This is a genomic window from Paragemmobacter amnigenus (assembly GCF_009908265.2).
Lineage (GTDB): Bacteria > Pseudomonadota > Alphaproteobacteria > Rhodobacterales > Rhodobacteraceae > Paragemmobacter > Paragemmobacter amnigenus.
This window is the reverse complement of sequence record NZ_JAAATX020000004.1, coordinates 1-19,941: the sequence shown is the minus strand read 5'-3', so window position 1 is coordinate 19,941 and position 19,941 is coordinate 1. Positions and strand designations below refer to the sequence as shown.

18 protein-coding genes are annotated in these 19,941 nt (G+C 68.3%); 7 read left to right on the top strand and 11 right to left on the bottom strand.

Annotated elements, in window-relative coordinates; all coding sequences use genetic code 11:
• Nucleotides 1-12: 12 nt before the first annotated feature.
• Nucleotides 13-1,143 carry a ubiquitin family protein gene (locus tag GU927_RS06160; RefSeq protein ID WP_217765549.1) on the top strand — a complete coding sequence of 377 codons (1,131 nt, stop codon included), beginning with the start codon at nucleotides 13-15 and terminating at the stop codon, nucleotides 1,141-1,143.
• 19 nt (nucleotides 1,144-1,162) lie between these two features.
• Here GU927_RS06160 and GU927_RS06155 read toward each other — a convergent pair whose 3' ends face one another.
• From GU927_RS06155 to GU927_RS06125, 7 genes are all read right to left on the bottom strand, one after another.
• Entirely contained in the window at nucleotides 1,163-2,410 is a 1,248-nt protein-coding gene (locus GU927_RS06155; protein ID WP_161761482.1) for a mandelate racemase/muconate lactonizing enzyme family protein, read from the bottom strand.
• Between the two features lie 130 nt (nucleotides 2,411-2,540).
• Nucleotides 2,541-3,752 carry a TCR/Tet family MFS transporter gene (locus GU927_RS06150; RefSeq protein ID WP_161761481.1) on the bottom strand — a complete coding sequence of 404 codons (1,212 nt, stop codon included), beginning with the start codon at nucleotides 3,750-3,752 and terminating at the stop codon, nucleotides 2,541-2,543.
• Between the two features lie 38 nt (nucleotides 3,753-3,790).
• Nucleotides 3,791-4,519, bottom strand: coding sequence for an alpha/beta fold hydrolase (locus GU927_RS06145; protein WP_161761480.1), 729 nt, complete (start codon nucleotides 4,517-4,519; stop codon nucleotides 3,791-3,793).
• On the bottom strand, nucleotides 4,512-5,300 hold the full coding sequence (pcaD, locus tag GU927_RS06140) for a 3-oxoadipate enol-lactonase (RefSeq protein WP_161761479.1): 789 nt from the start codon (nucleotides 5,298-5,300) through the stop codon (nucleotides 4,512-4,514). Before pcaD ends, GU927_RS06145 begins: the two co-directional genes overlap by 8 nt.
• Before the next feature lie 68 nt (nucleotides 5,301-5,368).
• Nucleotides 5,369-6,340, bottom strand: a complete 972-nt coding sequence (locus tag GU927_RS06135; protein ID WP_161761478.1) for a threonine ammonia-lyase — start codon at nucleotides 6,338-6,340, stop codon at nucleotides 5,369-5,371.
• Nucleotides 6,337-7,161 (bottom strand): alpha/beta fold hydrolase, encoded by an 825-nt coding sequence (locus tag GU927_RS06130; protein ID WP_161761477.1) that lies wholly within the window; start codon nucleotides 7,159-7,161, stop codon nucleotides 6,337-6,339. Before GU927_RS06130 ends, GU927_RS06135 begins: the two co-directional genes overlap by 4 nt.
• Nucleotides 7,158-7,832, bottom strand: coding sequence for a haloacid dehalogenase type II (locus GU927_RS06125; protein WP_161761476.1), 675 nt, complete (start codon nucleotides 7,830-7,832; stop codon nucleotides 7,158-7,160). The genes GU927_RS06130 and GU927_RS06125 overlap by 4 nt, the downstream gene beginning before the upstream one ends.
• A 134-nt stretch (nucleotides 7,833-7,966) precedes the next feature.
• On the opposite strand from GU927_RS06125, the gene GU927_RS06120 reads away from it, so the two are divergent.
• Entirely contained in the window at nucleotides 7,967-9,745 is a 1,779-nt protein-coding gene (locus GU927_RS06120) for an ABC transporter transmembrane domain-containing protein (RefSeq protein WP_217765548.1), read from the top strand.
• Nucleotides 9,746-9,860: 115 nt separating this feature from the next.
• Nucleotides 9,861-11,750 (top strand): acyl-CoA synthetase, encoded by a 1,890-nt coding sequence (locus GU927_RS06115; RefSeq protein ID WP_161761475.1) that lies wholly within the window; start codon nucleotides 9,861-9,863, stop codon nucleotides 11,748-11,750.
• Nucleotides 11,751-11,783: 33 nt separating this feature from the next.
• Here GU927_RS06115 and dtd read toward each other — a convergent pair whose 3' ends face one another.
• From dtd to GU927_RS06100, 3 genes are read right to left on the bottom strand one after another with little or no spacing between them, the layout of a single operon-like run.
• Entirely contained in the window at nucleotides 11,784-12,218 is a 435-nt protein-coding gene (gene dtd, locus GU927_RS06110) for a D-aminoacyl-tRNA deacylase (RefSeq protein WP_161761474.1), read from the bottom strand.
• Nucleotides 12,215-13,138, bottom strand: a complete 924-nt coding sequence (locus tag GU927_RS06105) for a carbohydrate kinase family protein (RefSeq protein ID WP_161761473.1) — start codon at nucleotides 13,136-13,138, stop codon at nucleotides 12,215-12,217. The genes dtd and GU927_RS06105 overlap by 4 nt, the downstream gene beginning before the upstream one ends.
• A gap of 60 nt (nucleotides 13,139-13,198) precedes the next feature.
• Entirely contained in the window at nucleotides 13,199-14,158 is a 960-nt protein-coding gene (locus GU927_RS06100; protein WP_161761472.1) for a phosphoribosylaminoimidazolesuccinocarboxamide synthase, read from the bottom strand.
• Between the two features lie 219 nt (nucleotides 14,159-14,377).
• Between GU927_RS06100 and GU927_RS06095 the strand changes: the two genes are divergently transcribed.
• From GU927_RS06095 to GU927_RS06080, 4 genes are read left to right on the top strand one after another with little or no spacing between them, the layout of a single operon-like run.
• Nucleotides 14,378-15,553: a toxic anion resistance protein gene (locus GU927_RS06095; protein WP_161761471.1), complete on the top strand. Its 1,176-nt coding sequence runs from the start codon at nucleotides 14,378-14,380 to the stop codon at nucleotides 15,551-15,553.
• Nucleotides 15,554-15,571: 18 nt separating this feature from the next.
• Nucleotides 15,572-16,543, top strand: a complete 972-nt coding sequence (locus GU927_RS06090; protein ID WP_232843709.1) for a DUF2927 domain-containing protein — start codon at nucleotides 15,572-15,574, stop codon at nucleotides 16,541-16,543.
• A 41-nt stretch (nucleotides 16,544-16,584) separates the two neighbouring features.
• On the top strand, nucleotides 16,585-17,688 hold the full coding sequence (locus GU927_RS06085) for an SPFH domain-containing protein (protein ID WP_161761470.1): 1,104 nt from the start codon (nucleotides 16,585-16,587) through the stop codon (nucleotides 17,686-17,688).
• 6 nt (nucleotides 17,689-17,694) lie between these two features.
• Nucleotides 17,695-18,780, top strand: a complete 1,086-nt coding sequence (locus GU927_RS06080) for a primosomal protein N' (replication factor Y) - superfamily II helicase (RefSeq protein WP_161761765.1) — start codon at nucleotides 17,695-17,697, stop codon at nucleotides 18,778-18,780.
• Between the two features lies 1 nt (nucleotide 18,781).
• Here GU927_RS06080 and GU927_RS06075 read toward each other — a convergent pair whose 3' ends face one another.
• Nucleotides 18,782-19,666, bottom strand: coding sequence for a 5-bromo-4-chloroindolyl phosphate hydrolysis family protein (locus tag GU927_RS06075; RefSeq protein ID WP_161761469.1), 885 nt, complete (start codon nucleotides 19,664-19,666; stop codon nucleotides 18,782-18,784).
• Between the last annotated feature and the right edge of the window lie 275 nt (nucleotides 19,667-19,941).

The window sequence follows — 19,941 nt, the reverse complement described above, 5'->3', positions numbered from 1 at the left end:
AGGACTCTGGGGATGTTTCGGGCAATTCTGGCTGCGGCGGCAGTCTGCATCGCAACCGCACAGGCCGCGCAGGCCATGCAGATCTTTGTCAAGACACTGACCGGCAAGACCATCACGCTCGACGTGGAGCCGTCCGACACCATCGAAAACGTCAAGCAGAAGATACAGGACAAGGAGGGCATCCCGCCCGACCAGCAGCGCCTTATCTTTGCGGGCAAGCAGCTGGAGGACGGGCGGACCCTGTCCGATTACAACATCCAGAAGGAATCCACCCTGCATCTGGTGCTGCGCCTGCGCGGCCCTGCCACCAGCGCGCTGACAGGGGCCGAGGCGGTGGTTCAGGTGCAGACCGTCACGGACCTTGTCGCCGGACGGGTGCAGGCGGGGCTGGCCGGTGCGATGGCGTCGGGGCCGGTGGTCCTGTCGACATCCGGCACGGGGCAGGAGATGGCTGTCTGGGCCTCGGTGTCGGGGATCGGGCTTTCAGGCGGCGACGGGTCGGGCGGCAGTCTGACGCTGGGCGCGGACATCCTGCTGGATACGGGCGGGCTGGCGGGTCTCTATCTGGCGCAGGACTGGATCGAGGTGACGCAGGGCGCGACGGTGATGAAGGCGCGGACCCCTGCGATCGGGCTCTACCTCGGCCTGCCCTTGCAGGGGGGGCTGATGCTGGACGGGCATGTCGGGCTGGCAAGGCCGGACTACGCCACGGGAGACGCCGCCTTTGACGGCAAGCGCATGATGGTGGCGGCGGGGCTGGGCGGGACGTGGCAGGCGGGGCCGGCCGTGCTGATGCCTGCCATCCGCGCCATGGGCTATCGCGAAAGGGTGGGGGCGCACCGGTCGGGCACGGCGGATGTGGCAGAGGAAATCCGCGATTTCTGGTCGGTTTCGGCCGTTCTGCGGGCCGAGGCCGCATCCCCGCTGGCGGGGGGCTGGGTTCCCTACGGATCGCTTGCGACGGGCCGGGTGCGGATGGCATCCAGCCTTGACGGTGTCGCAAGCCATGCCGCGCCGCAGGCCGAACTGGGCGTCACGGGCAGCGTGGGCGCGGGCCATCTGTCGGTGGCCCTTGCCGGTGGTGCCGTGACCGAGACGGAACGCGGCTATCGCCTGACGCTGTCCTACGCGCTGGCCTTCTGACCCCGCCGGTCGGCGCCGGTCAGGTCTTGTGCGGCAGGGTGCTGGGCGCGCCCCCCTCGAAGCGGTTGCCGTGGCGGTAGTCGCAGGGCGCTTCCTGCATCTGCAGGTGCAGGCCGGTTCCGGTGAAGGGATGGGCGCGGGCGACATCCTCGTCGAACTCGATCCCCAGACCCGGGCCTTCGGGCGGGATGATGTAGCCGTCTTCCCATTTGATCGAATTGCGGATGAGCTTCTGGTGGAAGGCGCCGCCGGTTTCGATGGTTTCGGCGATCAGCAGATTGGGGATCGAGGCGGCAAAGTGGACATTGGCCGCCCATTCGACGGGGCCCGCGTAAAGATGCGGTGCCATCTCGGCGTTGAAGATTTCGGCCATGGCCGCGATCTTCTTGGCCTCCCAGATGCCACCCACGCGGCCGAGTGCCGGTTGCAGGATCTTTACCCCGCCCGCGCGCAAGAGCGTGCCGAATTCGGCCTTGGTCGTCATCCGTTCGCCTGTCGCCAGCGGCACACGGACGGATTTCGCCACTTCGGCAAATTCCAGCAGGTTGTCCGGCGGGATCGGTTCCTCGTACCAGAGCGGGTTGTAGGGTTCGAGTTCCCGCCCCATGCGGATGGCGCCCGGCGTGGTGAATTGTCCGTGCGTGCCGAAGAGGAGGTCGGCGCGGTCCCCCACCGCCGCGCGGATCGCCTTGCAGAAGGCGACAGAGCGGGTGATGTCGGACATGGCCGGTTCATGGCCGCCGCGGATCGTGTAGGGACCGGCGGGATCGAACTTCACCGCCGTGAAGCCCATGCCGACGAAGCGCAGCGCGGCCTCGGCGGCGGCGTCGGGGTCCACCCAGAATTCGGCGCTTTCCTTGCCCGGTTCGGGGTAGAGGTAGGTATAACTGCGGATGCGGTCATTCATCCGGCCGCCCAGCAGGGCATGGACAGGCCGGTTGCGGGCCTTGCCCAGGATGTCCCAGCAGGCGATTTCAAGGCCGGAAAAGGCCCCCATCACGGTGGGGTCGGGACGCTGGGTGAAGCCTGCGGAATAGGCGCGGCGAAACATCAGTTCGATATTCTCGGGGTTCTCGCCCTGCATGTGGCGCTCGAAGACGTCCTCGATCACCGCCTTCATCGCGGTGGGCCCGACCGTGGAGGCATAGCATTCGCCATAGCCCGTGATGCCGGTGTCGGTCGTCAGTTTCGGAAAGATCCAGTAGCGCCCGCCCCAGCCGGGGAAGGGAGGGGCCACGACGAAGATTTCGAGATCCTTGAGCTTCATGTCCGGCCTCCTGCCTGTGGCTGACCGGGGCCGGGGGTTTTGCACCCCCGGACCCCCGCAGAGTATTTGGGCCAAGATGAAGGGGGCTGCCGCGGGTTGCCCAATGGTTTGCGACGCGCAGGTGACGCTTTCAGCCCTTGGCCTTGCCTGTCACATGCAGGACCAGACAGAGCAGCATGAGTGCCGAGGCCAGCAGGAAGGGCGCGCCGGGAGAGTAGACGGGGGCATCGGGCGCGGTGAAGGCGGCGAAGGTGTTGGTCATGATGAGCGGCGAGGTGATCATGGCGATGGCGTTGAGCGAGGCGAGGACGCCTTGGAGTTCCCCTTGCGCATCGGCGGGGGCGGCGCGGCTGGCCAGTGCCTGCAGCGCGGGGGTGACGACGCCGCCCAGGGCGGTGATCGGGGTTATGATGAGGGCGTGGGTGCCCTGGGTGACAAGGCCGAGCGCGGCGAGGGTCACCACATCCACCCACATGCCGTAATGCACCGCACGGAGTTCGCCGAAGCGGCGGATCAACGGGCCGACCAGCACCGCCTGTCCCACGGCGAAGCTGATGCCGTAAAGCGCCAGCGACATCCCCACCATCGTGCTGTCCCAGCCGAAGCGGGCCTGACCGTAATAGGCCCAGATCGCCGGATAGACGTTCATCGCGATGCCGAGGATCAGGAAGCAGGTCAGCACGCGCTTGAGGCCGGGCAACTTCGACACTGCCCGCAGCGCGCCCAGCGGGTTGGCGCGGGCAAGGCTGAAGGGGCGGCGGGTGGCGTCGGTTACCGTCTCGGGCAGGACGAAGAAGCCGAAGGCCATGTTGGCAAGGGCCAGCGCGGCGGCGGCGTAGAAGGGGGCGTGCAGGTCGACGGCTGCCAGCAGCCCGCCGATCAGCGGCCCCGCGACGAAGCCCACGCCGAAACAGGCCCCGATCAGGCCGAAGCGGGCGCCGCGTTTCTCGGGCGGGGTGATGTCGGCGATATAGGCTGTGGCGGTGGAATAGGTCGCCGCCGTGATGCCTGCCACCACGCGGGCCGCCAGCAGCAGCCAGATCGTCGGCGCCATGGCCATGACGAGGTAGTCGAGCGACATGACGAGGAGCGAGATCAGCAGGATCGGGCGGCGGCCATAGCGGTCGGACAGCGACCCTATCACGGGGCCGAACAGGAACTGCATCACCGCGTATGAGGTGGACAGGATCCCGCCCCAGACCGCCGCCTGCGACAGCGACCCGCCCGTCACGCTTTCGATCAGGTCGGGCATGACGGGGAAGATCAGGCCGATGCCGATGGCGTCGATGGTGATGGTGATCAGGATGAAGGCGAGGGCGAGCTTTTCGCGGCGGTCGGACATGGGGCTTCCCGTTGGGTTGGCGGGGAAGCTAGCGCCTGTCAGGCGCGCTTGACAGAGGGCGCGCGCGAAATTGCGTCGATGTGGCGGGCCAGTGCATCGGGTGCCGCGAAGAAGGGGGAATGGCCGCAGGGCAGCGAAAGGACATGGTCGCGGGGCAGGGCGGCGGACATGGTGGTCTGGTAGCCCGGCGGGATGGCGCGGTCATCGGCGCAGCGGATGTAGAAGCGCGGCAGGGTTTCGGCGCGCGACGTGTCGGGAAGGGCGGTTTCCTGCGGGCGGATCGGTTGGGGGCACAGGCGGCGCGCGGCCAGCGCGACATCTTCGGGCGGGCAGTCGTGATAGAACAGCGCGGGCGCGCGGGCGGGGTCGAAGGTGAAGGTGGTGCGGCTGTCGTCGAGGAGGAAGGAACCGGCAAGCGGCTGGCTTGGCCCCGCGCGGCGCATCCCGGCAAGGCTCTGCCCCGCCACGGGAAGATAGGCGCAGAGATAGACCAGCGCCGCGAAGCGGTCCGGCGCGCGCTGGGCGGCGGCGGTGATGGGAAAGCCGCCCATGGAATGGCCGACAAGGATCGTGGGGCCGCGCGTCGCGTTCAGGATGGCGTCGGCGTACAGGTCCAGCGTCACCTCCGACGGATCGGTCGGATCGTCCCCGTGCGCGGGCAGGTCGATCGCGCGCGCCGTGTGCCCCATCGCGCGCAGGAGCGGCAGGACGCGGTGCCAGCACCACGCCCCATGCGCCGCGCCATGGACCAGCAGGATGTCAGACATGCCCGATCTCCGTCAGGAACTGCGTCAGCAGGGCGGCATATTCCGCGGGCTTTTCCACCGGCGGGATATGGCCCGCGCCGCGGATCAGGGCGAAGCGGTGGCCTTTGACCAGCTCGGCCGTCTCGCGCACTAGATCGGGCGGGGTCGAGGCGTCATTGGCCCCTGCGATGGCAAGGGTGGGCAGGGTCAGGGTGGCCGTCGTCTCGTAAAAGTCGGTTCCGGCGATGGCGGCGGCACAGCCACACCAGCCTTCGGGGTCGGTGGCAAGGAACAGCCGCGACAGGCGGGGCAGGGCGGGGCTGTCGCGCCATTTCCGCCCCAGCCAGCGTTCCATCGTGGCGTCATGCAGCGCGGCCATGCCGCCCGCGCGGATGGCGGCGATGCGGTCGGCCCATTGTTCCGGCCGCCCGATCTTGGCCGCCGTGTTCGACAGCACCATCCCGCGGATCAGGTCCAGCCGTTTGACCGCCAGCCCCTGCGCCACCAGCCCGCCGATGGACAGGCCAAGGATCACCGCATCCTTCAGCGCGAAATGGTCCATCAGCCGTTCGGTATCGCGTATCAGCGCGCCCATGGCATAGGGCGCGGCGGGCACGTCCGACGCGCCATGCCCGCGCAGATCAAGGCGCAGGACGCGCAGGGTGGCGGGCAAAAGCGGCAGCAGATCGTCCCAGATCGCGGCAGAGGTGCCGAGCGCGTGGACAAGGACGAGGGGCGCGCCCCCCTCCGGTCCGGTCAGGTCGGCATTCAGGCGCAGGTCGGGCAGGAAGACGGGGGCCATGTTCGGAAGGTGACTCTCTGGGTGGTGCGGATGGGGCGGCGGCGGTGCGAAATGTTCGAAAGGGGCGGTCAGGCGGGGTAACGCTCCAACGCCATGCGGAAGGTCGCGGGGTCCACATTCCCGCCCGAGGCGGTGCAGATCACCGTATCGGGCAAGTCGTCGTGGAAGAGCGCCGCGGCCAGCGCCACCGCCCCGCCGGGTTCCAGCACGATCCGCAGATGGGCAAATGCCAGCGCCATGGCGCGCAGCGCCTGATCGTCCGTGACGGTCAGGCCCGCGCCGCAAAGGCGGCGCAGGATGGGAAAGGTCAGCGCACCGGGGGCGGGGGTCAGGATCGCGTCGCAGATCGACCCCGTCGCCGCCGCGTTCCGCTCGATCCGGCCCGATGCCAGCGAGCGCGCGGTGTCGTCGAAACCCGCAGGCTCCACCGGCCGCACGGTCAGCGCGGGGGCGCGCGATTCCAGCGCCAGCGCGATGCCTGCGGTCAGCCCGCCACCGCCGCAGCAGGTCAGCACCGTGGCCTCTGTCACGCCCGCGGTCTGCGCCTGTTCCGCAATCTCCAGCCCGCAGGTACCCTGACCCGCGATCACCTGCGCGTCGTCAAAGGGTTTGACCAGCGTCAGCCCGCGTTCCGCCGTCAGGGCCGCGCCAAGGGCATCGCGGTCCTCGGTCGCTCGGTCGTAAAGGATCACCTCTGCCCCGTAGGCGCGGGTGTTGGCGATCTTCACCTGCGGCGCGTCGGCGGGCATCAGGATCACCGCAGGCACCCCGTGGCGCTGTGCCGCCAGCGCCACCCCCTGCGCGTGGTTGCCGCTGGAATAGGCCATCACCCCCCGCGCCCGCGTGGCGGGATCGAGAGCCGAGACGGCGGACCAGCCGCCGCGGAACTTGAACGATCCGGTCAGTTGCAGGCACTCGGCCTTCACGAACACCCGCCGCCCTGCCAGCGCATCCAGCAGCGGCGCGTTCAGAAGCGGGGTCACGCGGGCATGTCCGGCAAGGCGGGCGGCGGCGGACTGGATCAGCGCGATGTCGGTCATGCGCAGGCCGCAAGAAAGGCACGGATGGCCGCCACGCTTTCGGCTTCGTCCAGAAAGGGGATATGGGCGCGATCGGGCACTTCGGCAAAGATCATGTCGGGGCGGCGGCGGCGCATCTCGGCCGCGGTTTCCGCCGTCAGCAGGTCGGAATTCGCCCCCCGGATCAGCGCCAGCGGCAGCCCTGCGCAGGCATCGAACAGCGGCCACAGGTCGGCAGGCGGCCCGTCGAAGGCGGCAAGGAAGGCATCGCGCAGGGCGGGGTCATAGGTGATCTTCAGCCCCGTCTCCGTCGCCGTGTAATGCAGCCGCGCCTCCTCCAGCCAGCGGGCGGGGGGGACATTGGCGAAACCGGGCATGTTGCGCGGCATGGCATCGGCCAGAACCTGATGCGTCTTCGATGCCGGATTGCGCCCGACATAGTCGAAGATCCGCACCAGCCCCGCGCGGTGGATCTCTGGCCCGATGTCGTTCAGGCACAGCCCCATGAGGCGCGGTTTCGCCAGCGCCGCCAGCAGCATCCCGATCAGCCCCCCGCGCGAGGTGCCAAGCACCGCCGCGCGGTCCACCCCCAGATGGTCCATGAGCGCCAGCGCATCCTGCGCCTCTTGCGGGACGGTATAGGTCGCGGCCCCCGTCCAGTCGCTGGCCCCGCGGCCGCGGTAATCCATCCGGATCAGGCGGCAGGGCGGCAGGTGCGGGCGCAGATAGTCGAAATCGCCCATCGTGCGGGTCAGTCCGGCAAGGCAGAGCAGGGCAAGCCCCTCTCCCTCGTCCTTATAGGCAAGGCGGGCGCCGTCGGGGGCGGTGAAGAAACGGGTCATGCGATCAGCCGTGGCAGATGGGTCAGGTCGGGGATTTCATGCATCGGGCGCTGGGGCAGGCGGTCGACGGGCAGGCCCGCGCGGTTCACCCAAGCGGTCCGGAACCCGAAGCGCGCCGCCCCCGCGATGTCCCAGCCGTTTGACGACACGAACAGCACCTGTTGCGGTGACGCGCCAAGGTGGCGTTCGACCAGCGCATAGACGCTGGCATGGGGTTTGTAGATGCGGACCTCCTCGACCGACAGGACGGCGTCGAACAGCCCCGTGATCCCCGCCGCGCGGGTGGCGGCGGCCAGCATGGCGGGCGTGCCGTTCGACAGGATGCCAAGGCGGAAGCCGCTGTCCTTCAGGTGGCCAAGCACCTCTGCCGTCTCGGGGAAGGGGTCGAGTTCGTCGTAAAGCGCCAGCAGACGCGCGCGCAGGGCGGGATCGGACAGCCCCGCCGCCTCCATCGCCCAGTCCAGCGCGTCGGCGGTCACGGCAGCGAAATCGGCATGCGCCCCCGTGATGGCGCGCAGCCATGTGTATTCCAGCTGCTTCCTGCGCCATTCCCCCGCCAGCGTGGGCCAGACCTGCGCCAGAGCGGGCGTGTCGGCCCCCGCACGGCGGGCGGCGGCGGTGACGTCGAACAGCGTGCCATAGGCATCGAAGACGAGCGTGGTGACGGACATGTGATCCCCTTTCGTCCAGTCTGGCACAGCAACGGGGCAAGCGACAGGGGTCGAACGGGGGGTACGCATCCAACGCGCCCTTGCCGCCTGCGGGTGACTTGCCTAAACCCCTGAACGCGGAACGGGGATGCATGATGGCCAGAGACGACAAGGCATTGGATCGCGCGGCGTCGAAACGGGTGGGCGCGCTCAGGGGGTTGGCACCCTTCCTGCGGCCCTATCGGGCGATGACCGGTCTGGCGCTGGGCGCGCTTGTGGTGACGGCGGGGATGAGCCTGCTTCTGCCCCTCGCCGTGCGGCGCGTGGTGGACGGGTTCAATCAGGATGTGGCCATCCTCGACCAGTATTTCGGCGCGGCCCTGCTGATCGCCGCCCTGTTGGCGATCGGGACGGGCATCCGCTACTACTTCGTCACCAAGCTGGGCGAACGGGTCGTGGCCGATATCCGCCGCGCGGTGTTCGACCGCGTGATGGGCATGAGCCCCGCCTTCTTCGAGCGCCTGCTGACGGGCGAGGTGCTGAGCCGCATCACCACCGACACCACGCTGATCCTGTCGCTGATCGGATCGTCCATCTCGGTCGCGCTGCGCAACGTGCTGATGCTGCTGGGCGGGCTGGTCCTGCTGATGCTGACCTCGGCCAAGCTGACGGGGCTGGTCCTTTTGATCGTGCCTGCGGTGGTGGTGCCCATCGTGATCCTCGGCCGCCGCCTGCGCGGTCTCAGCCGCGAGGCGCAGGACTGGATCGCCAATTCCTCCGGTTCGGCCTCCGAGGCGCTGTCCTCGGTCCAGACCGTGCAGGCCTTCACGCATGAAGGTTTGACCCGCGCCGCCTTTGCCGAGGTGACCGAGAAATCCTTTGACGTCGCGCGCATCCGCACGCGGGTGCGGGCGCTGATGACCGTCATCGTCATCTTCCTGACCTTCACCGGCATCGTGGGCGTCCTCTGGATCGGTGCGCGCGACGTGCGCGCCGGCGTGATGAGCGCGGGCGAACTGGTGCAATTCGTCATCTATGCGGTGATGGTGGCGGGCGCCGTGGGTGCCCTGTCGGAAATCTGGGGCGAGGTGCAGCGCGCGGCGGGCGCGACCGAACGGCTGGTCGAACTCTTGAACGCCGAGGATACGGTGGCCGATCCCGCCACGCCCCGCGCGCTGCCGCGCCCCGTGCGGGGCGAGATCGTCTTCGACGACGTGACCTTCCGCTATCCCGCGCGGCCCGAGGTTTCGGCGCTGAACGGTGTTTCCCTGCGCGTCTCGCCGGGGGAAACGGTGGCGCTGGTGGGGCCGTCGGGGGCGGGCAAGACGACGATCCTGCAACTCCTGATGCGGTTCTACGACCCGCAGGCGGGGGTGGTGCGTTTCGACGGGATCGACCTGCGCGACATGGCCCGCGCCGATTTCCGCCGCGCCATCGCCATGGTGCCGCAAGACCCCGTGATCTTCGCCGCCTCTGCGCGGGAAAACATCCGCTTCGGCCGCCCCGACGCCACCGATGCCGAGGTGGAGGCCGCCGCCCGCGCCGCCGCCGCGCATGACTTCCTGACCGCGCTGCCGCAGGGGTACGATTCGTGGCTGGGCGAACGCGGCGTGATGCTGTCGGGCGGGCAGAAGCAGCGCATCGCCATCGCCCGCGCCATCCTGCGCGATGCCCGCGTGCTGCTTCTGGACGAGGCGACCTCGGCGCTGGATGCGGAATCCGAACGCGCGGTGCAGGCGGCGGTGGAAAGTCTGGCCGAAGGGCGGACCGTCCTTGTCGTGGCGCACCGTCTGGCCACGGTCAAACGCGCCGACCGCATCGTCGTCTTCGACGGTGGCCGCATCGTCGCGACCGGCACGCATGAGGCGCTGGTGGCCGAAGGCGGGCTTTACGCCCGTCTGGCGCGGCTGCAATTCACCGACGGGCAGGCCTGATCCGTCTGACGTTGCGTTTCGCCTGCCTTGCAGGGTTGCAGGGCGCGGCCCGAGCCATCACATTCGCTTGAAAGTCCCCGGGAGGAACAAGGGGGCCGCCAAGGGGAGGAATGACATGGGTGAATTCGCAAATCTTGCGGATGTGAAGGCGATCGAATCCGAAATGCCGTGGGAGGCGCGCGGTGCCGCCCGCACGATGCACGAATTCCTGACCCGCGCGAAGACCGCGCATGGCACGCGCCCCGCGATCAGCTACCAGATCCTGTCGGGGCCCGCGACCAAGTCCGAAACGCTGACCTGGAACGCCCTGCACGCGCAGGTGACGCAGGCGGCAAACCTGTTCCGCAGCCTTGGCGTCGGGGAAAAGGACGTCGTCGCCTATGTCCTGCCCAACAGCCTTGAAACGGCCGTCACCCTGCTGGGCGGTGCGGTGGCGGGGATCGTCAACCCGATCAACCCCCTGCTGGAACCCGAACAGATCAGCGCCATCCTGCGCGAGACGAAGGCGAAGGTCGTCGTCACGCTGAAGGCCTTTCCCAAGACCGACGTGCCCCAGAAGGTGGCCGAGGCGGTCAAGCACGCGCCTTCGGTCAAGACGGTTCTGGAGGTGGACCTTGCGCGCTACCTCTCGCCGCCCAAATCCTGGATCGTGCCGCTGGTGCGCCCGAAGAACCCCGTCAGCCACACGGCCAACGTGTTGAACTTCACCGCAGAGCTGGCGAAACACCCTGCCGACCGCCTGACCTTCGAGGACCACAAGGAGGACCGCGTCGCCGCCTATTTCCACACCGGCGGCACCACGGGGATGCCCAAGGTCGCGCAGCACAAGCTGTCGGGGATGGTCTATAACGGCTGGCTGGGGCATCGCCTGCTGTTTCGGGAAACCGACACGGTCATGTGCCCGCTGCCGCTGTTCCACGTCTTTGCGGCCTATCCGATCCTGATGTCCATGATCGCCTCCGGCGCGCATGTGGTCTTTCCCACCCCTGCGGGCTATCGCGGGGAAGGGGTATTCGACAACCTGTGGAAGCTGATCGAACGCTGGCGATGCACCTATCTGATCACGGTGCCCACGGCCCTTGCCGCCCTGATGCAGCGGCCCATCGACGCCGACATCTCCACCCTGAAGAACGCCTTTTCCGGCTCCGCCCCTCTGCCCGTCGAACTCTACAACCGCTTCTTCAAGGCGACGGGGGTCGAGATCGTCGAAGGCTACGGCCTGACGGAATGCACCTGCCTCGTGTCGGTCAACCCGCCGGGGGGGACCAAGAAGATCGGCTCGGTCGGCCTGCCCTTCCCGCATACCCATGTGCGCATCCTGCAAAAGACGGGCGAGACGTTCCGCGAATGCGCCACGGATGAGGTGGGCGAGATCTGCGTCGCCAATCCCGGCGTCTTCGAAGGGTCGACCTATACCGAAGTGGACAAGAACCACGACCTCTTTGCCGAGGGCCGCTTCCTGCGCACGGGCGATCTGGGCCGGATCGACGCGGACGGCTACCTGTATATCACCGGCCGCGCCAAGGACCTGATCATCCGCGGCGGTCACAACATCGACCCCGCCGTGATCGAGGAAGGGCTGATGAGGCACGAGGCCGTAGCCTTCGTCGGCGCCATCGGCCAGCCCGACGCCCATTCGGGCGAGTTGCCCTGCGCCTATGTCGAACTGGTCAAGGGCAAGGAGGTGGGGGTGGACGACCTGATGGCCTATGCCCAGACCCATATCCACGAACGCGCCGCCCAGCCCAAGCATATCGAGATCCTGCCCGAACTGCCGAAAACCGCGGTGGGCAAGGTGTTCAAGCCGGACCTGCGCCGCATGGCGATCACCCGCGTCTATGATGCGGCACTTGCCGAGGCCGGCATCGGCGCCCATGTGGCCGAGGTGGTGGAGGACAAGAAGCGCGGTCTGGTGGCCCGCCTCGTCCGCACCGCGCCGGTGGACGAGGCGAAGGTGGCGGCCCTGCTGGGCGGCTTCACCCGCCCGTGGGAATGGACAGACTGACCGCACCCGGCGCGCGCCCGACGGGCGCGCGCGTCAGACATCCATCCAGATCGTCACGGGGCCGTCATTGTTCAGGCTGACATCCATGTCGGCCCCGAAGATGCCGTTGGCGGTCGGCACGCCCTCGGCCTGCATCCGCGCGGTGAAGTATTCGTACAGCCGCTTGCCCTCGTCCGGCTTGGCGGCGGTGGAAAAGCCGGGGCGGTTGCCGCGCAGGTCGGCGGCCAAGGTGAATTGCGACACGATCAGCGCCGCCCCGCCCACATCGCGCAGCGACAGGTTCATCTTGCCCTGATCGTCCTTGAAGATCCGCATCTTGGCGATCTTGGCGGCCAACTGGTCCGCCTTGGCGTCGGTGTCGCCCTCCATCGCGCAGATAAGGATCATCAGGCCCTGCCCGATTTCCCCCGTCACCACCCCGTCGACCGTGACCGAGGCGCGGCTGACCCGTTGCAGGACGGCCCTCACAGCTCGTCCCTCCACGGTGGGTTGGCGCCGGCGCGGCTGACCGTGACCGCCGCCGCACGGGTGCCAAGGGTCAGGGCGGCATCCAGCACGTCATCCGCCAGCGCGGCGATGCCCCGCTTGGTCAGCACCCCCGCCTCGTGCAGCGCGGCCAGCGCGCCCGCGTTGAAGGTGTCGCCCGCACCCACGGTATCGGCCACCGTCACCCGCGTGGCGGGGACAAAGCGGTTCTGCGTCGCGGTGATGGCGCGCGCCCCTTCGGCCCCTTCGGTGACGAAGACGACCTTCGGCCCCTTGGCCAGCACCGCCCGCGCCAGCGTGGACACGTCGCCCGCGCCCATCAGCCAGTGCAGATCCTCGTCCGACAGCTTCACGACATCGGCCCGCGCGATCATCCGCTCGATCCGCGCGCGATACTGCGCCTCTTTCCCGGCGATGAAGCCGGGGCGGATGTTGGGGTCGATCATCGTCACCCGCGTCGCCGCCTCGCGCGCCTGAAGCGCCTCGTAGGTACCGGCGGCGGGGTCGTTCACCAGGGAGATGCCGCCGAAGAACAGGGTGGACACATTGGCGGGCAGGTCCGGCATCTGGTCCTGCGACAGCAGGCGCCCCGCCGTGTTCTCGTCATAGAAGGCATAGGTGGCCTGACCGTCCACCAGCTTGACGAAGGCCACGGTGGTGGGCCGGTCCGACCGCGCGCAGAAGCGGGTGTCGACCTTCGACGCCTCCAGCGTTTCGGTCAGGATCTGGCCCAGCATGTCGGTCGAGATGCCCGAGAAAAAGGCCGAAGGCGCGCCCAGACGGCCAAGGGCGATGGCCGTGTTGAACACCGCACCCCCCGCATAGGGGGCAAAGGCCGCTTCGCCCGTGGTGGCGGTGCGCGGCAGCATGTCGATCAGGGCTTCGCCACAGGACAGAATCATCGGGGCCTCCATTCACATCGGCGCGGACCATAGCGGATCGCGCCATGTTAGCGCAAACAGTCAGGCGGTGAACCACGGTGCCAGATTGGCCCGCACCCGCTCCAGCGGGCTGGCCCCGCTGGTGTCGGGCACGAAGGTCTGGCCCGTGATCGCCTCGTAGGCGTCGATATAGACCTGGGCGGTATGGCGGATCATGTCGGCGGGAATCTCGGGGATCGGGTCGGCATAGGGATCGCAGCGCGCCACGACCCATGACCGGATCACATCCTTGTCGAAACTCGGCGGGCGGCCGCCGGTGCGGAACGCCTCGTCATAGCCCGACGCGATCCAGTAGCGCGAGGAATCGGGGGTGTGGATTTCGTCCGCCAGCAGGATGTTGCCCGCCGCGTCCGTGCCGAATTCGTATTTCGTATCGACAAGGATCAGCCCGCGTTCCGCCGCCATCTTCTGCCCCCGCGCGAACAGCGCCAGCGCCTTGGCCGACACCTCGTCCCATTGTCTTTGGGTCAGCAGCCCCTGCGCCACGATCTCCTCTGCCGTCAGCGGCTCGTCATGGCCGCCGTCAAAGGCCTTGGAGGTGGGCGTGATGATCGGCGCGGGCAGGGCCTGATTGTCGCGCAACCCGTCGGGCAGGGTATGGCCGTACATCGTCCGGATGCCCTGCTTGTACAGCGTCAGGATGGATGTCCCCGTCGTCCCCGCCAGATAGCCGCGCACCACGATCTCGACCGGCAGGATGGTCAGCCGCTTGCCGATCACCACGTTGGGGTCGGGATAGGCGATCACATGGTTGGCGCAGATGTCGGCGGTGTGGTCGAACCAGAACCGCGCGGTCTGGGTCAGGACCTGCCCCTTGAACGGGATCGCGGCAAGGATGCGGTCGAAGGCCGAGATGCGGTCCGAGCTGATCAGGATGCGCGTGCCGTCGGGCAGGTCATAGCAGTCGCGGACCTTGCCGAAATAGGGGTTCGGCAGTTCCGGAATGCGGGCCTCGGACAGGATGCGGGAAAGGTCGGTCATTCTGGCCCCCTTGGCATGGCTGGCCGCGTCATGCGGCGGGGCGGTGGGCATGTCAAGCACCCGCGCCGCGCCCCGCATTTCTCGCCTTGTGGTTTAAAACCGCTCTGGAAAATCCCGCCGGTCTGTCGCAGGCTGGCGCGGCACGGGGGCCATCCCCATATGCCCAGTTCCACCCAGCCCGCGCGGCATCCCGCCGCCAGAACCGGAGTGCCGTTTGCCATGTCCGAATCCGTCCGCGAAGCCGCCGCACAGGCCCTGTCCGAGGTCGAGGCGCTCAGCGCCGCACTGCTGCCCGTCCCCGCCGAGGCGGTGGTTCCTCTGGCCGAAGCGGCCCCCGACCGCGCCGCCGAGATCCGCCAGCGCATGGCCGAGATCGACCTGACCAACACGCAGTCCATCATCTCCTTCGGATCGGGCGCGCAGGCCGAGTTGCAGACCATCTCGCAGGACATGCTTGCGGGCGTGAAGAACAAGGATGTCGGCCCCGCCGGCGACGCCCTGCGCGAGATCGTCACCACCCTGCGCGGTTTCTCCTCCGAGGAACTCGACCTCACCCGCGAGCGCAGCTGGTGGGACAAGCTGACGGGGCAGGCCGCGCCCATCGCCAAATTCGTCGCCCGCTATGAAGAGGTGCAGGGCCAGATCGACAAGATCACCGAAAACCTGCTGCAACACGAACATACCCTGCTCAAGGACATCCGCGCGCTGGACATGCTCTATGACCGGACGCTGAAATTCTATGACGAGCTAGCGGTCTACATCGCCGCAGGCGTGGCCAAGCTGGAAGAGGCGGACAAGACTCTCATCCCCGCGCGCGAGGCCGAGATGAATGCTGCCCCCGAGGAAGACAAGGTCCGCATCGCCCAGTCCCTGCGCGACCTGCGCGCGGCGCGCGACGATCTGGAACGGCGCGTGCACGACCTGCGCCTGACGCGGCAGGTGACGATGCAATCCCTGCCCTCGATCCGGCTTGTGCAGGAAAATGACAAGAGTTTGGTGACCAAGATTAACTCCACTCTGGTCAACACGGTGCCCTTGTGGGAAACCCAACTGGCGCAGGCGGTGACGATCCAGCGCAGCAAGGATGCGGCCGAGGCCGTGCGCGAGGCGAACGATTTGACCAACGAGCTTCTCAAATCCAATGCCGACAATCTGCGCGAGGCCAACAGCATCGTGCGCGAGGAGATGGAGCGCGGGGTGTTTGACATCGAATCCGTCCGCGCCGCCAATGAAACCCTCATCGCCACGATCGAGGACAGCCTGCGGATCGCGGACGAGGGCAAGGCCCGCCGTGCCGCCGCCGAGACCGAACTGCAGAAACTGGAAGGCGACCTGCGCGACAGCCTTGCCGCCGCCCGCGCCCGCCCGCAGCCTTCCGCCGCCCCCCCGACCTGAGGACCTGTCCTGAATATCCTGCCCCTCCCCACCGCACAGTCCCTTGCCCCGCACCGCCCGTCCCGCCTTCTGGCGGGGCTGGCACTGGCGATCCTGACGGGCTGCACCCCTGCGCTCGGCCCCGCTCCGGTCGCACCGGCGCAGCGGCCGGTCGATGTGGCGGCCCCCGTGCCGCAGACCGTCAGCCCCGCTTCGGCCGCCGCGCGGGCGCATTACGCGCGGGTGCAGGCGCAGCTTCTGTCGCAGGGGCTGTTGCGGACCGATGGCGGCGGGCCGGATACCCCCTTCACCGACCGGATGCTGGCCGAGAACTTCATCCGCATCGCGCTCTATGACGAATATGCCCGCACCGCAGGCGGCCCCGTCCAGCGCATGACGCAAAGCCGCATCCGCAAATGGGAGGCACCGGTCCGCGTCGGCCTGCGTTTTGGCGCCTCGACCCCGCCCGACCGGCGCGCGGCGGATACGGCGCGCGTGGCGTCCTTCCTGCAACGCCTGTCGCGGGTGACGGGCCATCCCATCGCGCTGGATGACAACGCCCCCAACTTCTTCATCCAGATCGTGTCCGAGGATGAACGCCGCGCGCTGGGCCCGCAGATCCGCGCGGCCCTGCCGGGACTGTCGGAGTCGGAAGTCGCCGCCATCACCGACATGCCGCGATCGACCTATTGCCTCGTCTACGCCATGTCTTCGGGCAACGGCGCCACCTATACCCGCGCCTTCGCGGTGATCCGGTCCGAACACCCCGACCTTCTGCGCCTGTCCTGCCTGCACGAGGAAATCGCCCAAGGGCTCGGTCTGGCCAATGACAGCCCCTCGGCCCGCCCCTCGATCTTCAACGATGACGAGGAATTCGCCCTGCTCACGCGGCAGGACGAGCTGATGCTGAAGATGCTCTACAATCCGGCCCTGCGCCCCGGCATGGACGAAACGCAGGCCCGCCCCATCGTGGAATCGCTTGCAGCGCGGCTTACGGGCGGAGAAGGATAAAGACGCCGCTCCGGCGGCTTCGGGTGGAAGGAACGGGTGGTATGGTCTTCGATTTTCTCAAGGGCGAATTCATCGATGTCATCGACTGGACCGATGACACGCGCGACACGATGGTCTGGCGCTTTGAACGGCGCGGCAACGCGATCAAATACGGCGCCAAGCTGACCGTGCGCGAGGGGCAGGCGGCGGTCTTCATCCACGAAGGGCAGCTTGCCGATGTCTTCGGCCCCGGTCTCTACATGCTCGAGACCAACAACATGCCGGTGATGACCACGCTGCAGCACTGGGATCACGGCTTCAACTCGCCCTTCAAGGCCGAGGTCTATTTCGTCTCGACCACGCGCTTCAACGACCAGAAATGGGGGACCAAGAACCCCATCATGTGCCGCGATCCGGAATTCGGCCCCGTCCGCATCCGCGCCTTCGGCACCTATGCGCTGCGCGTGGGCGATCCGGCAAAGTTCATGAAAGAAATCGTCGGCACCGACGGCGAATTCACCGCGGACGAGGTCAGCAACCAGGTCCGCAACATCATCGTGCAGGAATTCAGCCGCGTCATCGCGGGGGCGGGCATCCCCGTGCTGGACATGGCCGCCAACACCGCCGATCTGGGCCGTCTGGTAACGGGCGCCATCGCGCCGCTGGTCGATGCCTATGGCCTGACCCTGCCGGAATTCTACATCGAGAACATCTCGCTGCCCGAAGAGGTGGAAAAGGCGCTGGACAAGCGCACCTCGGTCGGGATCGCGGGCGATCTGAACAAATACATGCAATTCTCCGCGGCCGAGGCGATGGGCAAACCCGGATCGGCGGGCGATGCCATGACCGCCGGCATGGGCGCGGCCATGGGCATGGCCATGGCCCAGAACATGACGCAGGGGGGGCCATGGGGGGGCGCTGGCAGCGCCGGTGCTGCCCCGCCACCGCCACCGCCGCCTGCGGGCAAGGCATGGCATCTGGCCGAGAACGGCGCGACCAAGGGCCCCTTTGCCGAGAGCGACCTGCCTGGCCTCGTCGCCTCAGGCGCGCTGAAACGGACGACCCATGTCTGGGCGGCCGGAATGGACGGCTGGAAACCCGCGGCCGAGACGGAACTTGCCCGCCTCTTCGCCGACATGCCGCCGCCGCCTCCACCGGGGGTCTGATCCATGCTGGACGAACGCCGGAACTGGCCCTGCAACGCCTGCGGGGCCGATCTCCGCTATGAACCGGGCGCGACGGAACTGGTCTGCGACCATTGCGGCGCGCGGCAGGCGATCCCCGACGCGCCCAAGGCCCGCACCCGCGCGCTGAACGAGATCGACCTTGACCGCGGTCTGGCCGACGACCTGCCCGCCGCGCAGATGGAAGAGGTGCGGATCACCCCCTGTCCGTCCTGCGGGGCGCAGGTGGAATTCCACGGCGCGACCCATGCCACCGAATGCCCCTTCTGCGCCACCCCCGTCGCCATCGGCACGGGCGAAGAGCGCCGGATCAAGCCGCAGGCCGTGCTGCCCTTCGTGCTGAACGAATCGCAGGCGCGCGAGGCGATGACGAATTGGCTGGGCAGCCTGTGGTTCGCCCCGAACGGCCTGCAGGACTATGCCCGCAAGGGCCGCGCCCTGACCGGCATCTATGTGCCCTTCTGGACCTTCGACGCCGCCACGCGGTCGCATTACGCCGGTGCGCGGGGGGACCATTATTACGAAACCCGCACCGTCACCCGCAATGGCCGGACCGAGACCGAGCAGGTCCGCCGCACCCGCTGGTCCGCGCGCTCGGGCTGGGTCAGCCGCCGCTTTGACGACGTCGTCATCCTCGCCTCGACCAGCCTGCCGCGCAACTACACCGACGGCTTGCAGCCATGGGACCTGTCGCAACTGCAACCGTGGCGTGACGACTGGCTGGCGGGTTTCATCGCCGAAGGTTACACCGTCCCGCTGGCCGACGGCCACGGCATGGCGCGCGAGGTGATGGCGGATGCGATCCGCGACGACGTGCGGCAGGATATCGGCGGCGACGAACAGCGCATCGACCACATCGACACGGATTGGAGCGGCGAGACCTTCAAGCACATCCTGCTGCCGGTCTGGATGGCGGCCTATAAATACAACGGAAAAAGCTATCGCTTCGTCGTGAACGGCCAGACCGGCAAGGTGCAGGGCGAACGGCCGTGGAGCGCGTGGAAGATCGCCTTCGCGGTGATCCTCGCGCTGGTCGTCGCGGGCGCCATCTTCGCCTTCACGCAGGGGCGGTGACCTACCGCTCCTGCTGCAACCTTTCGCGCAGGACCGAGATTTCCACGTCAAGATCGGTCCTGCTGCCGCCCAGCAGGTTCTGCGTCCGCGTGGCGAAGGTGGTTTCAAGGTCGGCCAGCAGCGCCTCGTAATCCCCCCGCGCCTTGGCGTCGCGGTTCTGGCGGTAGAGGTCTGCGAACTTCACCGTCGCATCGCGCGCGCCCTGCAGATAGACCGACAGGTACTTGCGCGCCGCCGTCAGGTCGCGCGGGTCGCCCTCCACCGTGCGGAAGAGCGCGCGGGCCGTGTCGGCAAAGCGGTCCACCCGCGCCTCCAGCGCGCGGTCGCCTGCGCGCTGGATGGCATCGCGCATCTCGACCAGCACCTTTTCCGCCTCGTCCACGGCGCGGGCCACGCGGTCGGTCTGGAAATCGTCCATCCCCGCCGCGCCCTTGTCGCGCAGCGGATCGGGGCCAAAGGCCACCAGATGCAGCACCGCCCCCGCCAGCCCGACACCTGCGGGGATCAGCCCCTCCATCCCGATCGTCGCGGCCAGCGCCAGCCCCGCCCCCGTCAGGACCGCGGCAAAGATCTTGCGCGGGATGGCCGGACGGCGCGCGATGCGGCGGTCGTCATAGTCCTGATGCGCCCGCATCCCCTCGCGCGTCAGCCATGCGGCAGAGAGGAGCAGCGCAGTCGCGCCAAGCCCCGGCAGCAAGGCCGCCTCGCCCCCCAGAAAGGCAGGGGCCAGCATCGAGAGCGCCGCGATGAACAGGAAATTGGTCCGCGCCCCCGCCCGCCGCGGGCGGCGCGCGTCAAAGGGCTGCGTGGCGGGCGGGGCAGGGGTGTCGGCCCCGTCCTTGCGCGCCGGATCGGGGCTGTATTTGCCGCCAAAGCGTTGGGCCATGTCACTGCACCCCGCTGGTCGCGGTATAGAGGATCAGTGCGATCAGGACGAAATAGGACAGGGTCTGAAGACCTTCGCCCGCCATGTGCCACCCTTTACCCATCTGTCACAGTCATGGCCGATCATAGCCGAAGGTCTGGGGTCGGGGAAGTGGCGGTGGCACCGTCAGCCCTTTCCCGTGGGGCGGCGCGGGCCGGGCTTGCCCCCCGTGGGCCGTGTCGGCGCAGGTCCGCGCGGCTTGCCCGCCGCAGGCCGCGCGCCGCCCGCCCCCTCGC